A 14,061-nucleotide genomic window follows, 5' to 3' on the forward strand; every position below is an offset into this window, starting at 1 on the left:
TCTTCGCCACCGTCTCCACTACCAACATCCCCGTCTCGATCCGCGGCTACACAAGCCGCCGATCTGGCCATCAAAGCCTCAAGGACAGGGGGTCATTTTTGGACGCCGATATCCCCGAGATGGGGGTCATTTTTGCAAGCCGAAACACAGTTCAAGGGCGATATGGGCACGTTCGTGCGGCTCTACAGCTTCCTCAGCCAGATCCTCGACTACGGGAACACCGAGATCGAGAAGCGCGCGATCTTCTATCGCCGCCTGCTGCCCTTGCTGGAGTTCGGCCGCGAGCGCGAAGGGATCGACCTGTCGGGCGTAAAGCTGACGCACCACAGCCTGAAGGCCGAGGCCAAGCGCGACCTGCTCTATGGCGGGGGCGACGCGCCCAAGCTGCCGGGCATGTCCGAGACGGGCTCGGGCAGTCTGCAGGAGAAGGACAAGGCGCTGCTGGACGAGATCATCGCCCGCGTGAACGACCTGTTCGAAGGCCAGCTCACCGACGACGATCAGCTCAACTACGTCAACGGCTTCCTGAAGAGCCACATGCTGCAGTCCGAAGAGCTGCAGGAGCAGGCCATGGCCAATACGCGGGCGCAGTTCAGCAACTCGCCTACGCTGCAGAGCCAACTCCTCGACGCCGCCATGGACAGCGACGACGCCTTTACGTCGATGAGCCGGCAGGTGCTCGCATCGGAACGCATCCGCGAGGAGTTGCTGAAGATCCTGCTGGGGCCGGGCGATCTCTACGGGGCGCTGCGGCGCGCCGCCGGGGCGAATGAGGTCGAGGAGACTTAAGCGGCTTCAGGCTTGCCGGGGAACGGTCGGACCTCGGCATCCACCGGGCGCTTCTTAATGGCCTCGCGGATGCCTCGGCGCTTCTTTTCAAAGAGTCGGCGTAGCTCTCCTCGCTATGCGTTCCGGGCGCGCCATTCTTCTTCTCCCCTGAAAATTCAGACGGTTCGAGCGGCGCAGTGCGTCAGGCTTCGGGCGATTTGGCGCGTGGGGCCAGGGCGGTTTCCAGGCAGCCGATGATGCTGTCGCCGCTGAAGGGCTTCTTCAGAAAGCAGGTGGCGCCGAGGTCGAGGCCGCGGGTGCGGGCGCGTTCATCGTCGAAGGCGGTGATCAGGATCACCGGGGTGGGCACGCCGCGTTCGCCCAGGGCCTGCTGCAGGTCGAAGCCGGAAAGGCCGGGCATCTGCACGTCGCTGATCAGGCAGTCGGCGCCGTCCGAGACCTCCGAGGCCAGGAAGGCGGCGGCGGAATCGAAGGTGGCGACGCGGTGTCCCAGCGAGCGGATCAGGGCCTCCAGCGAGGTCCGGACGGCTTCGTCGTCGTCCACGACGGCGATCAACGGGGCTTGCGACACCAACTCGTCCTCTTTCGTCCCGTCGGCGCGTCCAGGCAAGCGGCGGCGACGAGGCTTCTATCTGCCGCAAGCGGCGAGCGGACGGAACTATACTCGGGTGTGTGGCGTCAGGTCGCGGCGGCGCCCTTGGCGCCCAGCTGCTCGGCCATGCGCACGAACTCGACCACCGAGCGGGCCTGCATCTTCCGCATGGCCGCGCCGCGGTGGATCTTCACGGTGATCTCCGACAGGCCGATCTCGAAGGCGATCTGCTTGTTCATCAGGCCCTCGGCGACCAGACCCATCACCTGACGCTCGCGCGTGGTCAGGGTCTCGTAGCGGCGGCGCAGGTCGTCCAGGCCCGAGCGCTCGGCGCGCTGGGCGTGGTCGCGGTCCATGGCGGCCATCACCGCGTCGAGCATGTCCTGGTCGCGGAAGGGCTTGGCCAGGAAGTCGACGGCGCCGGCCTTCATACCGCGCACGGTCATGGGGATGTCGCCGTGGCCGGTCATCAGCACCACCGGCATGCGGATGTCGGCGGCGTTCAGCTGGGCCTGGAAGTCGAGACCGCTGACCCCGGGGAGTCGAACGTCCAAGACAAGGCAGCCGGCGTCATGCGCATGTCCCGAGCGGAAGAAGTCCTGGGCGTTGCCGAACAGGCGCGTCTCCAGCCCGACGGACCTGAACAGGCTGTCGAGGGCCTCCCGCAGGGGGCCGTCGTCGTCGACAATGTGCACCGTCGGACCGGACATGGGCAAATAGCTGGACCCGCCGCCAGCGCGGCGTCAACAATGAGGGAGCGCATCCTTCGGTGAGCTCGATGCACGACCATCCGGGCGACGTCTTGCACATATCGGCCAATAGTCTGGCCGGGCTCCTGGACGCGGCCCACGAGCCGATCCTGGTGCGCGACCTGGACGGGCGCATCCTGTTCTGGAACCAGGGCTGCGAGGCGCTTTACGGCCACGGCCGGCAGGCCGCGCAGGGCGCGCTGGCCCGCGACCTGCTGGGCACGGTGTTTCCCGCGCCGCTCGACGAGATAGAGGCCCGCCTGCTGGCGCAGGGGCGTTGGGAGGGCGAGGTCACCCGCCGCCTGGCTGACGGCCGCGAGGCGGTGATCGCCCTGCGCTGGTCGCTGCGCCGGGATGTTTCGGGCGCGCCCGCCCAGGTGCTGGAGACCGGCCGCGACGTCACCGAGGCCCGCAGGGCCGAGGAGGCCCTGCGGCGCAGCGAGTACCGCTTCCGCAACGTCTTCCACGCCATGAGCGTGTCGTTCTGGGAGCTGGATTTCTCGGCCCTGGCCGGGATGTTCGGGGCCCTGCGCGCCAAGGGCGTGACCAGCCTTCGGGCCCACATCGCCGAGAACCCGCGCTTCGTGCGGCAGATGATGGAGGCCAGCCAGGTCGTCGACGTCAACGAGAAGTCGCTGCAGCTGTTTTCCGCCACGCGTGAGCAACTGCTGGGGCCGGTCGACCGCTTCTGGCCGCCGTGCAGCGAGCACGTCTTCGCCGCCAGCGTGATCGCGGCCCTGGAGAAGCGGCCGCACTATGAAAGCGAGGCGCGCTTTCGCACCTATGACGGCCGTGAGTTCGACGGCCTTTTCACCTGCTGCTACCCGCGCGAATACCTGCCGCAGGGCGCGACCCTGGTGGGGGTCATCGACATCACCGACCGCCTGCGCGCCCAGGAGGACCTGGCCCGCGTGCAGGCCGAGCTGGCCCACGCCGCGCGGATCTCGACGCTGGGCGAGCTGACCGCCTCGATCGCCCACGAGGTCAACCAGCCGTTGTCGGCCATCGTCACCAACGGCGAGGCGGGGCTGCGCTGGCTGCGGCGCGACGCGCCGGACCTCGACGAGGTGGGCCGCGCCTTCGACCGGATGATCGGCGAGGCCAACCGCGCCTCGGGCGTCATCGGCCGCATCCGCACCATGGCCGTGAAGGGCGAGCCGGAGAAGGCGCGCCTGTCGCTGGGCGCCCTGGTGGAGGACGCGGTGCTGCTGGTGCGGCGCGAGCTGACCACCCACGATGTGGCCCTGCGCGTGCAGGTCGCGCCCGACCTGCCGGAGGTCGAGGGCGACCGGGTCCAGCTGCAGCAGGTGATGGTCAACCTGATGGTCAACGCCGTGCAGGCCATGGCCCATTCCGACGAGCGGGTGCTGGTCGTGCGCGTCCAGGCAAACGAAGCCCAGGCCGGCGAAGAGGGGGTGACGGTGTCGGTCTCCGACACCGGGCCCGGCGTGCCGACCGAGCGCCTGGGCCAACTGTTCAACGCCTTCTACACGACCAAGGCCGGCGGGATGGGCATGGGGCTGTCGATCTGCAAGACGATCGCCCAGGCCCATGGCGGCGAGATCGCCGTGGTCTCGCGGCCGGGGGAGGGGGCGAGCTTCGTGCTGAAACTGCCGCGAGCGGTTGATCCGCAAGAGGTAAATTGATGAAATTTACTCATCAGCCCGTGCAAATCTGAGCGGCTAATTTTACGGTCGCGCGTGCGCTAGGTTGGCTTTGCGAGACCCCCTGGGGTCTCCGACTCCCCCAAAAAAGCCAATCGGAACATCCTGCACATGGCCATCAAAGCCTATGGCGCCTTCGCCGCCGACAAGCCGCTGGAAGCGATGGACATCACGCGCCGCGCGGTCGGTCCCAGCGACGTCCAGATCGAGATCGCCTATTGCGGCGTCTGCCACTCGGACCTGCACACCGTGCGCTCGGAATGGGCCGGCACCCTCTTCCCCTGCGTGCCCGGCCACGAGATCGTCGGCCGCGTGTCGGCCGTCGGCGGCCAGGTCAGCCGCTTCAAGGAAGGCGACGTCGTCGGCGTCGGCTGCCTGGTCGACAGCTGCAAGCATTGCCACTCGTGCGACGAGGGCCTGGAGCAGTTCTGCGAGAACGGCTTCGTGGGCACCTACAACGGCCCCACCAGCGACGCCCCCGGCCACACCCTGGGCGGCTATTCGCAGCAGATCGTCGTCAAGGACGACTTCGTGCTGAAGATCAGCCACCCCGAGGAGCAGCTGGCCGCCGTGGCCCCGCTGCTGTGCGCCGGCATCACCACCTGGTCGCCGCTGCGCCACTGGAACGTCGGCCCGGGCAAGAAGGTCGGCGTCGTCGGCATCGGCGGTCTTGGCCACATGGGCGTCAAGCTGGCCCACGCCCTGGGCGCCCACGTCGTGGCCTTCACCACCTCGGAAGCCAAGCGCCAGGACGCCCTGGACCTGGGCGCCGACGAGGTCGTGGTGTCGCGCAACGAAGGTGAGATGGCCGCCCACGCCAATTCGTTCGACTTCATCCTCAACACCGTCTCGGTCAGCCACAGCCTCGACGCCTTCACCGCCCTGCTGAAGCGCGACGGCACCCTGTGCCTGGTCGGCGTGCCCGAGCATGCTCACCCCAGCCCCGACGTCGCCGCCCTGATCTTCAAGCGCCGGTCGATCGCCGGTTCGCTGATCGGCGGCATCGCCGAGACCCAGGAGATGCTCGATTTCTGCGCCGAGCACGGCATCGTCTCGGAGATCGAGAAGATCGACATCCAGGACATCGAGACCGCCTACGAGCGTATGCAGAAGAGCGACGTGAAGTACCGCTTCGTGATCGACAGCGCTTCGCTGGCCAAGGGTTAAGTCTCCGGTTCCGCGCGGCCTTCCGGGTCGCGCGGACCACCCCTGGCGATAGCGGTCTCATACCTGGGTATGACGCCGCCAAACCCAGGGAGCGCGACGATAAGCCCAGGTGCGATGGCGGCGCGCACGCCCTGGGAAGAACAATGATCCCCGAAAAGAGAGGGCCCTTGGGGGGCGCTCCAGCCAGGGATCGAAACCATGTCCTTCCTCGCCATCGACACCGCCTCCGCCGCTCCCGTCCCGGGCCTGCTGGCCGGCCACGAACTGGCCGGCGAGGCGCGCAGCTTCGCCGACCTGCGCGAGGTGCTGGAGGCCCTGGAACGTTCGCTGGAGCCGGAGGCGCAGGCCGCCCGCGCCCTGGTCGCCCGGGCCTCGGCCATCGTCGTGGGCGTGGGCGCGCCGGCCGCCGTCGCCCCGATCCAGGGCGGCCTGGCCCCCTGGCAGGCGCGCAAGCTGCGCAAGCACATCGACGAGAACCTCGACACGACCCTGACCACGGCCGTGCTCGGCGACCTGGTGGCGCTGAGCGCCAGCTATTTCGGCCGCGCCTTCAAGTCGACCTTCGGCGAGACGCCCCACGCCTACATCACCCGCCGCCGGCTGGAGGCGGCCAAGGACCTGATGCTGGCCACCCGCGATCCGTTGAGCCAGATCGCCTACCAGTGCGGCTTCGCCGACCAGTCGCACCTGTGCCGTCTGTTCCGCCGCTCGGCGGGCATGGCGCCCCAGGCCTGGCGCCGGGCCAACCGCATTGCGGCCTGAGGGGCGGCTTGAGGGCGGCTTATCGGGTGGCGAAGGCGGCGCCGGCCTTCCGTCGATGCATCTTGGAAAGCGCTTCGAAGCGACCGATCACATGCCGTTGGTAGATCGGCTCGACGGCCGCTTCGAACCACGGATCTTCCAGCGGCATGGGGCCGCGTCCGATCGCCTCGCGCGCCACCCGCTCGACATCTGGAACGTGGCTCAGGCGGCCGCTGAGAACGGCCTCCCTGAAGGGGCCGCCATCGACCTCCTCGAACTCGCACCACTCATCATAGAGCGCGCACAGGATGGCGATCGCCGACCCGACATGGAGAAAGTCGAGGTCGATCAGCGGTGCGTAGCCGGGCCGGCTGGCCGACTCGGCGTCGACGAACCTGAGCGGATCGAAGCGCTGGTAGACGTTCGCGGCGTGGCCGAACCCGGAATAGCTCTCCGCCAGTTCGACATAGAGCAGCAGGATGTCGCGCAGCGCGTCCCGCGCCTCGCCTTGGTTCTCGTCGGTGATGAGATGCGGGGCCATGAGCCATGCGTCGCACGTTCGAGCCAGAAGCGTCCATCCGGGATGTCATCAGGCGCGTCTCCACCCAGCGACCGTTCCGACCGAACCGCGCGCCGCTCCCGCCGATCCGGGCCACACCTCCTGCCGGGAGACCCCAGGAGGACAGGACCATGGCCAGGTGGTTGAAGACCGGCGCCGACGCCGGCGCGGTGGCGAACGCGGATCGGGCGGTGCGCGAGACGGTGGAAGGCATCCTCGCCGACGTGGCCGCGCGCGGCGATGCGGCGGTGCGCGACCTGTCGGTGAAGTTCGACGGCTGGGACCGTGAAAGCTATCGCCTGTCGAACGCCGAGATCCAGGCCTGCGTCGACCAGCTGTCGGCCCGCGACCTGGCCGACATCGAGTTCGCCCAGGCCCAGGTGAAGAACTTCGCCCAGAAGCAGCGCGAGACGCTGCTGGACCTGGAGGTCGAGACCCTGCCGGGCGTGGTGCTGGGCCACAAGCACATCCCCGTGGGCGCGGCCGGCTGCTACGTGCCCGGCGGCAAGTATCCGCTGCTGGCCTCGGCCCACATGTCGGTGCTGACGGCCAAGGTGGCCGGCGTGCCCCGCGTGGTCACCTGCGCCCCGCCGTTCGGCGGCAAGCCCGCCCCGGCCATCGTCGCGGCCCAGGCCCTGGCCGGCGCCGACGAGATCTATTGCCTGGGCGGCGTGCAGGCCGTGGCCGCCATGGCGCTGGGCACGCAGACCATCGCGCCGGTCGACATGCTGGTCGGCCCCGGCAACGCCTATGTGGCCGAGGCCAAGCGCCAGCTGTTCGGCCGCGTGGGCATCGACCTCTTCGCCGGTCCGACCGAGACCCTGGTCATCGCCGACGACACGGTGGACGGCGAGTTGTGCGCCACCGACCTTCTGGGCCAGGCCGAGCACGGCCCCGACAGCCCGGCCATCCTGCTGACCACCTCGCGCAAGCTGGCCGAAGACACCATCGCCTGGGTGGAAAAGCTGCTGCAGGTGCTGCCCACCGCCGCGGTGGCCCGCCGGGCGTGGGAGAGCTTCGGCCAGGTGATCCTCGCCGACAGCGACGCCGAGATGGTCGAGATCGCCGACCGCATCGCCTCCGAGCACGTGCAGGTGATGACCGCCGACCCGGACTATTTCCTGCGCAACATGAGCAACTACGGCGCGCTGTTCCTGGGCGAGCGCACCAACGTCTCGTACGGCGACAAGGTGATCGGCACCAACCACACCCTGCCGACCAAGCTGGCGGCCCGCTACACCGGCGGCCTGTGGGTGGGCAAGTTCCTCAAGACCTGCACCTATCAACGGGTGGAGACCGACGAGGCCTCGGCCCTGGTCGGCGAGTACTGCTCGCGCCTGTGCGCCCTGGAGGGCTTCGCCGGTCACGGCGAGCAGGCCAACATCCGCGTGCGCCGTTATGGCGGGCGCGAGGTGCCCTATGCGGGCGCGGCCTCGCCCGTGCTGGCGGCGGAGTAGGGGTCTTGGATCTGCCGCGCACGCCCTCGTTCCGTCTCGACGGCCGCCGGGCTCTGGTGACGGGGGCGGGGCGGGGCATCGGCCTGGCCGCCGCCGCCGCCCTGGCCCAGGCCGGGGCTGCTGTGACGCTGGCGGCGCGCTCGGCCGGCGAGATCGAGACCGCGGCGCAGGCGATCCGCGCCGAGGGCGGGACGGCCGACGCGCTGGTGCTCGACGTCGGCGATCTTGCGGCCGTGAGGGCGGCCGTGGCCGCGCGGCCGGCCTTCCATGTGCTGGTCAACAACGCCGGCACCAACCGTCCCAAGCCCTTMGTCGAGGTCACCGAAGACGACTACGACGCCGTGCTCGACCTCAACCTGAAGGCCGCCTTCTTCGTGGCCCAGGCCGTGGCGGCGCGGATGGTCGAGGCCGGCGTGAAGGGCTCGATCGTTAACCTGACCTCGCAGATGGGCCACGTTGGCGGGGCGCGGCGCAGCCTCTATTGCGCGTCGAAATGGGGCCTGGAGGGGCTGTCCAAGGCCATGGCGCTGGACCTCGCCCCGCACGGAATCCGGGTCAACACCATCGCCCCGACCTTCATCGAGACCCCGCTGACCAGGCCGTTCTTCGAGGACAAGGCGTTCCTCGATAGCGTGCTGGCCAAGATCAAGCTGGGCCGCCTGGGCCAGGTCGAGGACCTGATGGGCGCGGTGGTGTTCCTGGCCGGCGACGCCAGCGCCCTGATGACCGGCAGTTCCCTGGTGGCGGACGGCGGCTGGACGGCCGACTGAGGGCTCGACGCCTTCCGCGAGCTAGGCTAGGCCTCGCTTACCAGTGCGGGCATGGCGAAACTGGTAGACGCAGCGGACTTAAAATCCGCCGGCCGCAAGGCCTTGCCGGTTCGACCCCGGCTGCCCGCACCAAACGATTTCAATGGCTTAGGCGAAATTCCCCTCCCCAGAAGGGCGATTTTGTGCGTTTCGTGAAGCGCATTGATTTTCCTAGCTTTTCCGACGTTTTCCCAGTTTTCCCCTCAGCTCCGAACGCACAACGAGCGCACAAAGGTTCGCTGCTCGTTCTGACCGCGAAACGGTTTCGTCCTCCGGTCGATTGACTCTTCCGTCGTGCAGGATGAGAACATTTGCGGAACATTCTGGAGCCGACAAATGCCTTCCCCTCCGCGCTCAGGAGCGCGCGACGGCGCACGCCTGCACGTCCCTGTTGATCGACCGCCAAAGGTTTTGCGCAAGCAGGTGGTGAAGCTCAAGCGCATGACGGCACTGATCGGCGCGCGTCGTACGACGCTGTGCTTCACCTTCCCCGGTTCGACGAAGGGCGCGAGATCATCGGTGACCCATGTGAGCCGCGAGCACGTGCCGCCGTTCGAGGGCGACGAGGCGTGGTTCGAAGTCGAGATGGTTCAGGCCAAGCCCTGGTCCTACTGGCGAGCCGTGCGCCAGGTGGAGCCGCCCGATGCCTGAGCCATCCGACAGTGATCGGCGCAAGGCCGCCCAACTCAGCGACACCTTTGCCAACGTGCGGCTCGTCGAGGCGCTGGAGCGTGGATGGGAGATTGGGTTTCGCTGCCAGTTCTGCGGTCACGGCAAGACCTGGCGGCGCGACGTCATGCTCGGCCGAGCCAGTGGGCTGCTGAACTGCACCATGACCGAGATCCAGGCCAAAGCCGTCTGTCCTCGCTGCCCGGGCCGGATGCCGATCATGACCTTCAACGGCGTGCTCCACCCGGCCGACCCGGCCAGGGCGCGCTGGGATGTGATGAACGCCTTGATGGAAGCCGGGTTGATCCCGGCGCACTACGGCTATGGCCATGGCGGCCGATGACGCATGGCGCAGATTTGGCCCACCCTGCGCCGCATCAAGACGGCGCTTACGATCCGGTGCATCCGTTGCGGCAACAGGGCCGTTTGGAGCCGAGAGAAGGCGATCGTGAACCTGGGCGGACACACCATGCCGCATCAGATCCGAGGCAAGCTCCGGTGCAGCCGCTGCGGTGCCCGGGGCCGGGATCACCTAGTCGATGTCGATGCAGGGATGTAGCGTCCGAACATGAGCCAGTGGAAGAAGCCCGATCGCGCGCCTGACCACGAGCAATTCGAGGAAGGCCCGCCGCCCGACGCGGTGAGACAGGTCGAAAGCGACGCACGACATCACTACGAACTGTTCGTCGACATGGGCGATCCAGAGCACGCCCCGCGCGGTTGGTGGGTGCTGCGCCGCTGGGACCGGCGGCCGGGCGATGTGTAATCTCTACAGCCTCAAGACCGCCGACCTGTTCGAGACCTGGGCCAAGGTCTTGCGCCTGCCGGTCGTGTGGGAAGGCCAGGCCAGCAACTTCGAGCCACGGCCTGAAATCCGCATGACCGAGGCCGCGCCGATCGTACGGCACGTCGGCGACCAAGCCACGGTGTCGATGACGCCGTGGGGCTGGCCGGGCCCTCGTGGGCCGGTTTTCAACTTCGTCAGCGAAGGCCGCGATTTCTCCGGCAGCGACCGAGTGCTTATTCCCGCCGACGCCTTCTATGAGTTCACGTCGCCCCAGCCAGGCCAGAAGCGAAAAACTCGTTGGCGCTTCACAATGCCCGGCAGCCCTTTGTTCTGGATCGCCGGCATAGTGAAGAACGGAGCCTGGACGATGCTGACCACTGAGCCAGGGCCGGACGTCGCGCCCTATCATGATCGGCAAGTCGTCGTGCTAGCTGGTCAGCATGGCCGAGACTGGCTCGATCTGGCGCGGCCGGCGGCGGAGATCCTGAGAGCCTTGCCCGCCGGCGAGCTGGCTGTAGAGAGAGATTTTCCACCGGCCAGTCAGGACCTCTTCAGCGCATGAGCGCCCCTATCGACTACTGGAAAGAGATCGTACGCAGGGGCGTCCTCGCGGTGGGCTATTCCCTGCAACGCACCGTAGGCGAGCCGATCTTGGCTGCGGAACTGGCCCAGCCGCAGGAGGGCCTGAAGCTTCGTGCGGCATATGCGGCGATCGAGATGCACAAGCTTGCCAGCGCTGAGACCGGGACGTTGCTCCACGCCGCCCAGCGTCGCTTGGCGGCCGCCATGGCGGGCAGCCCCGCGGTTGCCGAACTGGCAGCATATCAAGGTCTGCTGACGGAGCGTCTTTGGGTCGAGGTGGCGGCGGATCCTCCCCACGGCCTAGAGCGGCTGGCCTATCCGCACGAGGAGTGATCGCTTCCCCTAAGCGGACGTTGTCAACTGCCGTGCAGGGTGGAAAGCCGCCACAACACTCCCTAGTCTCCAGGCCGTGGATACAGATGCAGAACTTCTAGAAGTAGCCGACACCTTCCAGATTTCAGGTTTGGGGCTGGTCGTTGTGCCGGATTTCTCGGTCCCGAAGACCGTTTGGCGGGGGCGCACCGTGTCTGCTTGCGTTCTGCGGCCCGACGGAAGCCAACTCCGTGCGGATTTGAGCTTACACGTGTCTCACTTCAACATTCGCGATCCTTCAGCACCGCTCGACCGGCGATGGCGTGTCGTCCCAACATTTCCCCGGCTCACCAAGGATGAAGTGCCTATTGGCAGCCGTGTCTTTGTCGAAGTCGACGTCGTAAACGCGCTCGGGGGCGCGGCCGAATAGGTCTGCAACGGGTCGAAAGCGTCCATCGGCGGTGCACTGATAACAGGCCCCCTAAATTTAGGGGATTGCAGACCGCTGAATAGGGGCGCAACCATGGCATGGCGTAGGGGCCAAATCGTCACGAGAGGGTGATGCCGAGGCCGCTGAACGCGGGCCGTCCTGCCCCCTCTCTGTGGAGCGGCCACTCAGCGCGGCGCTCAAGGCGCCGAGTGAGCGCGCGGGCGTCGAATTGAAGGTCGCGGCGATAGCAAGGGGCAGATGAGCGACCCCGGCGTCCCTCTCGACAACTACCGCCCGAACAGCGGGTGTCCCTAGTTGATCAGGCCGTGGGTGCGAGCCATGTCTTCCATGGCCTTGAGCCGCTGGCTTACCCCCTGCAGCGCCGTCATGACCGCTTGAAGCTCGGCCTGGGTGTAGGTGGCCGAAGCGGTCCCCGCCGAATAGGTCGCGTAGGCGCCCTTGCTGGCGATGCCAGTCGACGCGGTCCATCCGACCTCTCGCGGACCGATCACCTTCTCCAGCCCGCCCCCGGAGCGGCGCACCAGTACCCCAGTGGCGTCCAGACGGATTGAATCGACAGGCGTCCCGAAGATATCGGTCCTCAGGATCAAGGAGCCGCCGAGCCCAGCCACCCCGAAGCGGAAGTTCGTTGTGGCATCAGCCCCAACAGCCCGCATCTCCACGGGGTTGCCGGTCGTGCTTCCATACACCTCCACACGGTTCACGATGGCGCCGGACTGATATACCGCGCGCAGGGCCTCGAACCCTCGGAAGCCGCCGAAGGAGCGGGTCAGGGGCTCGCCCTGCTGGTCGACCGAAGCTGTCAGGGCATAGGTGTTGGCGGTGGCAATGCCTTCGATCGAGTTTGAGTGTCCGATCTTCGATTGGAGAATGCTGCCCGCGCCGGACGCAGCCTCGTAAATTCCGCGGGTTCCGCCGACGATCTTGTTGTCGTCGATGACGTGGCCGCCACAGGGCAGCGTGTACCCCCGGATGGCGATGTTATCGGCCGAGTTGTTGTACAGGCTGTTGCCGCACACGATTGCGCCCTGAACATCGGCCAGGAGAATCGCCTCGTTTGTGGTTCCGATTACAGTGTTACCTTCAATGACTGTAACACAGGGTGCGTCCGAGCCTTCGACAGTGATGCCCTGGAGGTTTCCGCCGCAGATATTCCCCTGCACGATGATCTGACGCTGAGTGTCGCCAGGGATAGCGAACTTGGCGATCCGGATGCCGTGCTCGTTGTTGAAGCAGCGATTACCGATGAACGCGACGTTCTCACACCGGTCCGCGCCGATCCCCGTAGACAGGTTGTTGGCGACGTAGTTCCCCTCGAACACGGCATTGTCCACGTCGATGGACAGGGCGAAGCCCCAGTCGCGATTGTTCGTGATGCGGCAGTTCTTGACGAGGACATCACGAGAGGCCGAGCTAACCGCGCCGCCATCGCCTTTGCAGTTGTCGAAGAGGCAGCTGTCGAAAACCACCCCGGTGCTCTCGAACAGGACTACCCCGGTGGCATACCAGGTGACGTCGCCAATATCCTTCCAGCCGCAGTCACGCGCCAGGAAGTTGGTGACGTTGCGCAGAGCGACGTTCACGATCTTCGTGTTGCCAGCCCCCGGACCTTGGAACGAGAAGCCCTCGAAAATCACGTTCGAGATGCTCGGATTGTTCCAAACCGCTCGCTGGTCTCCGCCGTAGCTCGGCGCGCCGGTCATGTCGATGTTCGCCGGCAGAAACACCGTCGAGCTGTCACGGCCGGCTCCGACGAAATGCGTGTGCGACTTGATCTGCAGGTTCTTGTTCAGAACGATCTGGCCGGCCGGGAGGCGCACGGGGATCTTGCTCGTCTCCATCCAGTTGATGGCCGCCTGCATCGCATCGGCGACCGTCGAAGAGGGGGACGAGTAGAACTCCAGAAGGGACGGAAAATCCCGAACGCGATCAGCGCCGGAGCGGAAAGCGTAAAGGCTCGTGCCTTGGAACAGCTTCGCGCCGAACGAGGCGGACGGAACGTTGGAAAGGTTGGCCAGGGCCCCAAGCGCACCGGCGTCCACGCCAACCGTGGGCTTTCCGTCATCATCGAAGCCGAGCAGAAGACCAGCGCGCTCGTCCGCGGCGGGGATTTCAAGGCCGCCCTCCCCGAGCGGCGCCAGCAGCGCGCGGCCGGCGTCACGGCTCACGTCCTGGATCGCCAACATGGCCTTATCCAGCGCCTGTTCGTGCGTCGATGCGGGGAACGGACCATTCGCCGTGTAGGCCGCCGTCTGGGTCAGGCCCGTGCTGCGGAAGATGCGCAGGGTCTCGCCGACGGCGACCGGCGCACCGGTCGTGAGCGAACCTCCAGTGGGCGCGCCGGCGCCCGTGATGGTGTTGCCGGTAAGGGTGGTTTCCGATCCGTCCGCAGCGATCTTCACCGCAACGATGTCGGTGTTGGCCAGGAACTTGAACGGGATCGCGAAGGGCCCCGTCGCGCCGGCGCCGGCGTAGACCACATATGCGGCTGTGGTGGAAACGGTCATGGCAACCTGAGATCAGGAGCCCGACAGCTTGTCCGCACCGCGCGGGGCCAATCGAAGCGGTTGGCCTATTCTACCGCTTGTCGCACCACGCCTTGACTGCGGAGAGGCGGCGGGTCTTCTCGGCGTTGTCGGCGCCCTCGGTGGTCAGCCATGCGCCGTACTTGGCCACGGCGGCGCGCTCTTCGGGGGTGACGGGAAGCGGGAAGCCGGCGCCATCGGGCACGCG

16 protein-coding genes and 1 tRNA gene are annotated in these 14,061 nt (G+C 67.1%); 12 read left to right on the top strand and 5 right to left on the bottom strand.

Features of this window, described 5'->3' with window-relative positions; genetic code table 11:
* Positions 1 to 132: 132 nt before the first annotated feature.
* The gene (locus AC1DCG_RS11455) at positions 133 to 789 is read left to right on the top strand and encodes a hypothetical protein (RefSeq protein WP_477036859.1); all 657 of its coding nucleotides are present in this window, start codon (positions 133 to 135) and stop codon (positions 787 to 789) included.
* A gap of 181 nt (positions 790 to 970) precedes the next feature.
* On the opposite strand, the gene AC1DCG_RS11460 is transcribed toward AC1DCG_RS11455, so the two are convergent.
* Positions 971 to 1,360: a response regulator transcription factor gene (locus AC1DCG_RS11460; RefSeq protein ID WP_477031222.1), complete on the bottom strand. Its 390-nt coding sequence runs from the start codon at positions 1,358 to 1,360 to the stop codon at positions 971 to 973.
* Between the two features lie 107 nt (positions 1,361 to 1,467).
* Positions 1,468 to 2,091 carry a response regulator transcription factor gene (locus AC1DCG_RS11465; protein WP_165261639.1) on the bottom strand — a complete coding sequence of 208 codons (624 nt, stop codon included), beginning with the start codon at positions 2,089 to 2,091 and terminating at the stop codon, positions 1,468 to 1,470.
* A 68-nt stretch (positions 2,092 to 2,159) separates the two neighbouring features.
* Here AC1DCG_RS11465 and AC1DCG_RS11470 point away from each other — a divergent pair, with 68 nt between their 5' ends.
* The 3 genes from AC1DCG_RS11470 (at position 2,160) to AC1DCG_RS11480 (ending at position 5,723) form a co-directional block, all read left to right on the top strand.
* Positions 2,160 to 3,776, top strand: a complete 1,617-nt coding sequence (locus AC1DCG_RS11470; protein ID WP_477031221.1) for a sensor histidine kinase — start codon at positions 2,160 to 2,162, stop codon at positions 3,774 to 3,776.
* Between the two features lie 129 nt (positions 3,777 to 3,905).
* Positions 3,906 to 4,961: an NAD(P)-dependent alcohol dehydrogenase gene (locus AC1DCG_RS11475; RefSeq protein ID WP_477031218.1), complete on the top strand. Its 1,056-nt coding sequence runs from the start codon at positions 3,906 to 3,908 to the stop codon at positions 4,959 to 4,961.
* A gap of 198 nt (positions 4,962 to 5,159) precedes the next feature.
* Positions 5,160 to 5,723: a helix-turn-helix transcriptional regulator gene (locus tag AC1DCG_RS11480; protein ID WP_477031217.1), complete on the top strand. Its 564-nt coding sequence runs from the start codon at positions 5,160 to 5,162 to the stop codon at positions 5,721 to 5,723.
* A 19-nt stretch (positions 5,724 to 5,742) separates the two neighbouring features.
* On the opposite strand, the gene AC1DCG_RS11485 is transcribed toward AC1DCG_RS11480, so the two are convergent.
* Positions 5,743 to 6,243, bottom strand: a complete 501-nt coding sequence (locus tag AC1DCG_RS11485) for a hypothetical protein (protein ID WP_477031216.1) — start codon at positions 6,241 to 6,243, stop codon at positions 5,743 to 5,745.
* A 149-nt stretch (positions 6,244 to 6,392) separates the two neighbouring features.
* On the opposite strand from AC1DCG_RS11485, the gene hisD reads away from it, so the two are divergent.
* The 8 genes from hisD to AC1DCG_RS11525 all read left to right on the top strand — a co-directional run bounded on the left by hisD (position 6,393) and on the right by AC1DCG_RS11525 (position 10,898).
* On the top strand, positions 6,393 to 7,718 hold the full coding sequence (gene hisD, locus AC1DCG_RS11490; protein WP_477031215.1) for a histidinol dehydrogenase: 1,326 nt from the start codon (positions 6,393 to 6,395) through the stop codon (positions 7,716 to 7,718).
* A 5-nt stretch (positions 7,719 to 7,723) separates the two neighbouring features.
* A complete protein-coding gene (locus tag AC1DCG_RS11495) occupies positions 7,724 to 8,488 on the top strand; it encodes an SDR family NAD(P)-dependent oxidoreductase (protein WP_477041491.1) in 765 nt (254 codons plus the stop codon).
* Positions 8,489 to 8,533: 45 nt separating this feature from the next.
* Positions 8,534 to 8,620: transfer RNA gene (locus AC1DCG_RS11500), tRNA-Leu, on the top strand.
* Between the two features lie 348 nt (positions 8,621 to 8,968).
* Positions 8,969 to 9,178 (top strand): hypothetical protein, encoded by a 210-nt coding sequence (locus tag AC1DCG_RS11505; RefSeq protein WP_477031213.1) that lies wholly within the window; start codon positions 8,969 to 8,971, stop codon positions 9,176 to 9,178.
* Positions 9,171 to 9,539 (top strand): hypothetical protein, encoded by a 369-nt coding sequence (locus AC1DCG_RS11510; protein WP_477031212.1) that lies wholly within the window; start codon positions 9,171 to 9,173, stop codon positions 9,537 to 9,539. Before AC1DCG_RS11505 ends, AC1DCG_RS11510 begins: the two co-directional genes overlap by 8 nt.
* A 225-nt stretch (positions 9,540 to 9,764) precedes the next feature.
* Positions 9,765 to 9,962 carry a hypothetical protein gene (locus AC1DCG_RS11515; protein ID WP_477031211.1) on the top strand — a complete coding sequence of 66 codons (198 nt, stop codon included), beginning with the start codon at positions 9,765 to 9,767 and terminating at the stop codon, positions 9,960 to 9,962.
* On the top strand, positions 9,955 to 10,545 hold the full coding sequence (locus AC1DCG_RS11520; protein WP_477031210.1) for an SOS response-associated peptidase family protein: 591 nt from the start codon (positions 9,955 to 9,957) through the stop codon (positions 10,543 to 10,545). The genes AC1DCG_RS11515 and AC1DCG_RS11520 overlap by 8 nt, the downstream gene beginning before the upstream one ends.
* The gene (locus tag AC1DCG_RS11525) at positions 10,542 to 10,898 is read left to right on the top strand and encodes a hypothetical protein (RefSeq protein ID WP_477031209.1); all 357 of its coding nucleotides are present in this window, start codon (positions 10,542 to 10,544) and stop codon (positions 10,896 to 10,898) included. The genes AC1DCG_RS11520 and AC1DCG_RS11525 overlap by 4 nt, the downstream gene beginning before the upstream one ends.
* Before the next feature lie 720 nt (positions 10,899 to 11,618).
* On the opposite strand, the gene AC1DCG_RS11530 is transcribed toward AC1DCG_RS11525, so the two are convergent.
* Together AC1DCG_RS11530 and AC1DCG_RS11535 are read right to left on the bottom strand one after the other, a co-directional pair.
* Positions 11,619 to 13,835 carry a right-handed parallel beta-helix repeat-containing protein gene (locus AC1DCG_RS11530; RefSeq protein ID WP_476869980.1) on the bottom strand — a complete coding sequence of 739 codons (2,217 nt, stop codon included), beginning with the start codon at positions 13,833 to 13,835 and terminating at the stop codon, positions 11,619 to 11,621.
* Positions 13,836 to 13,905: 70 nt separating this feature from the next.
* On the bottom strand, positions 13,906 to 14,058 hold the full coding sequence (locus AC1DCG_RS11535; protein ID WP_477031207.1) for a hypothetical protein: 153 nt from the start codon (positions 14,056 to 14,058) through the stop codon (positions 13,906 to 13,908).
* Positions 14,059 to 14,061: the final 3 nt, after the last annotated feature.

It is taken from the genome of Caulobacter sp. 10L414, from assembly GCF_056395525.1.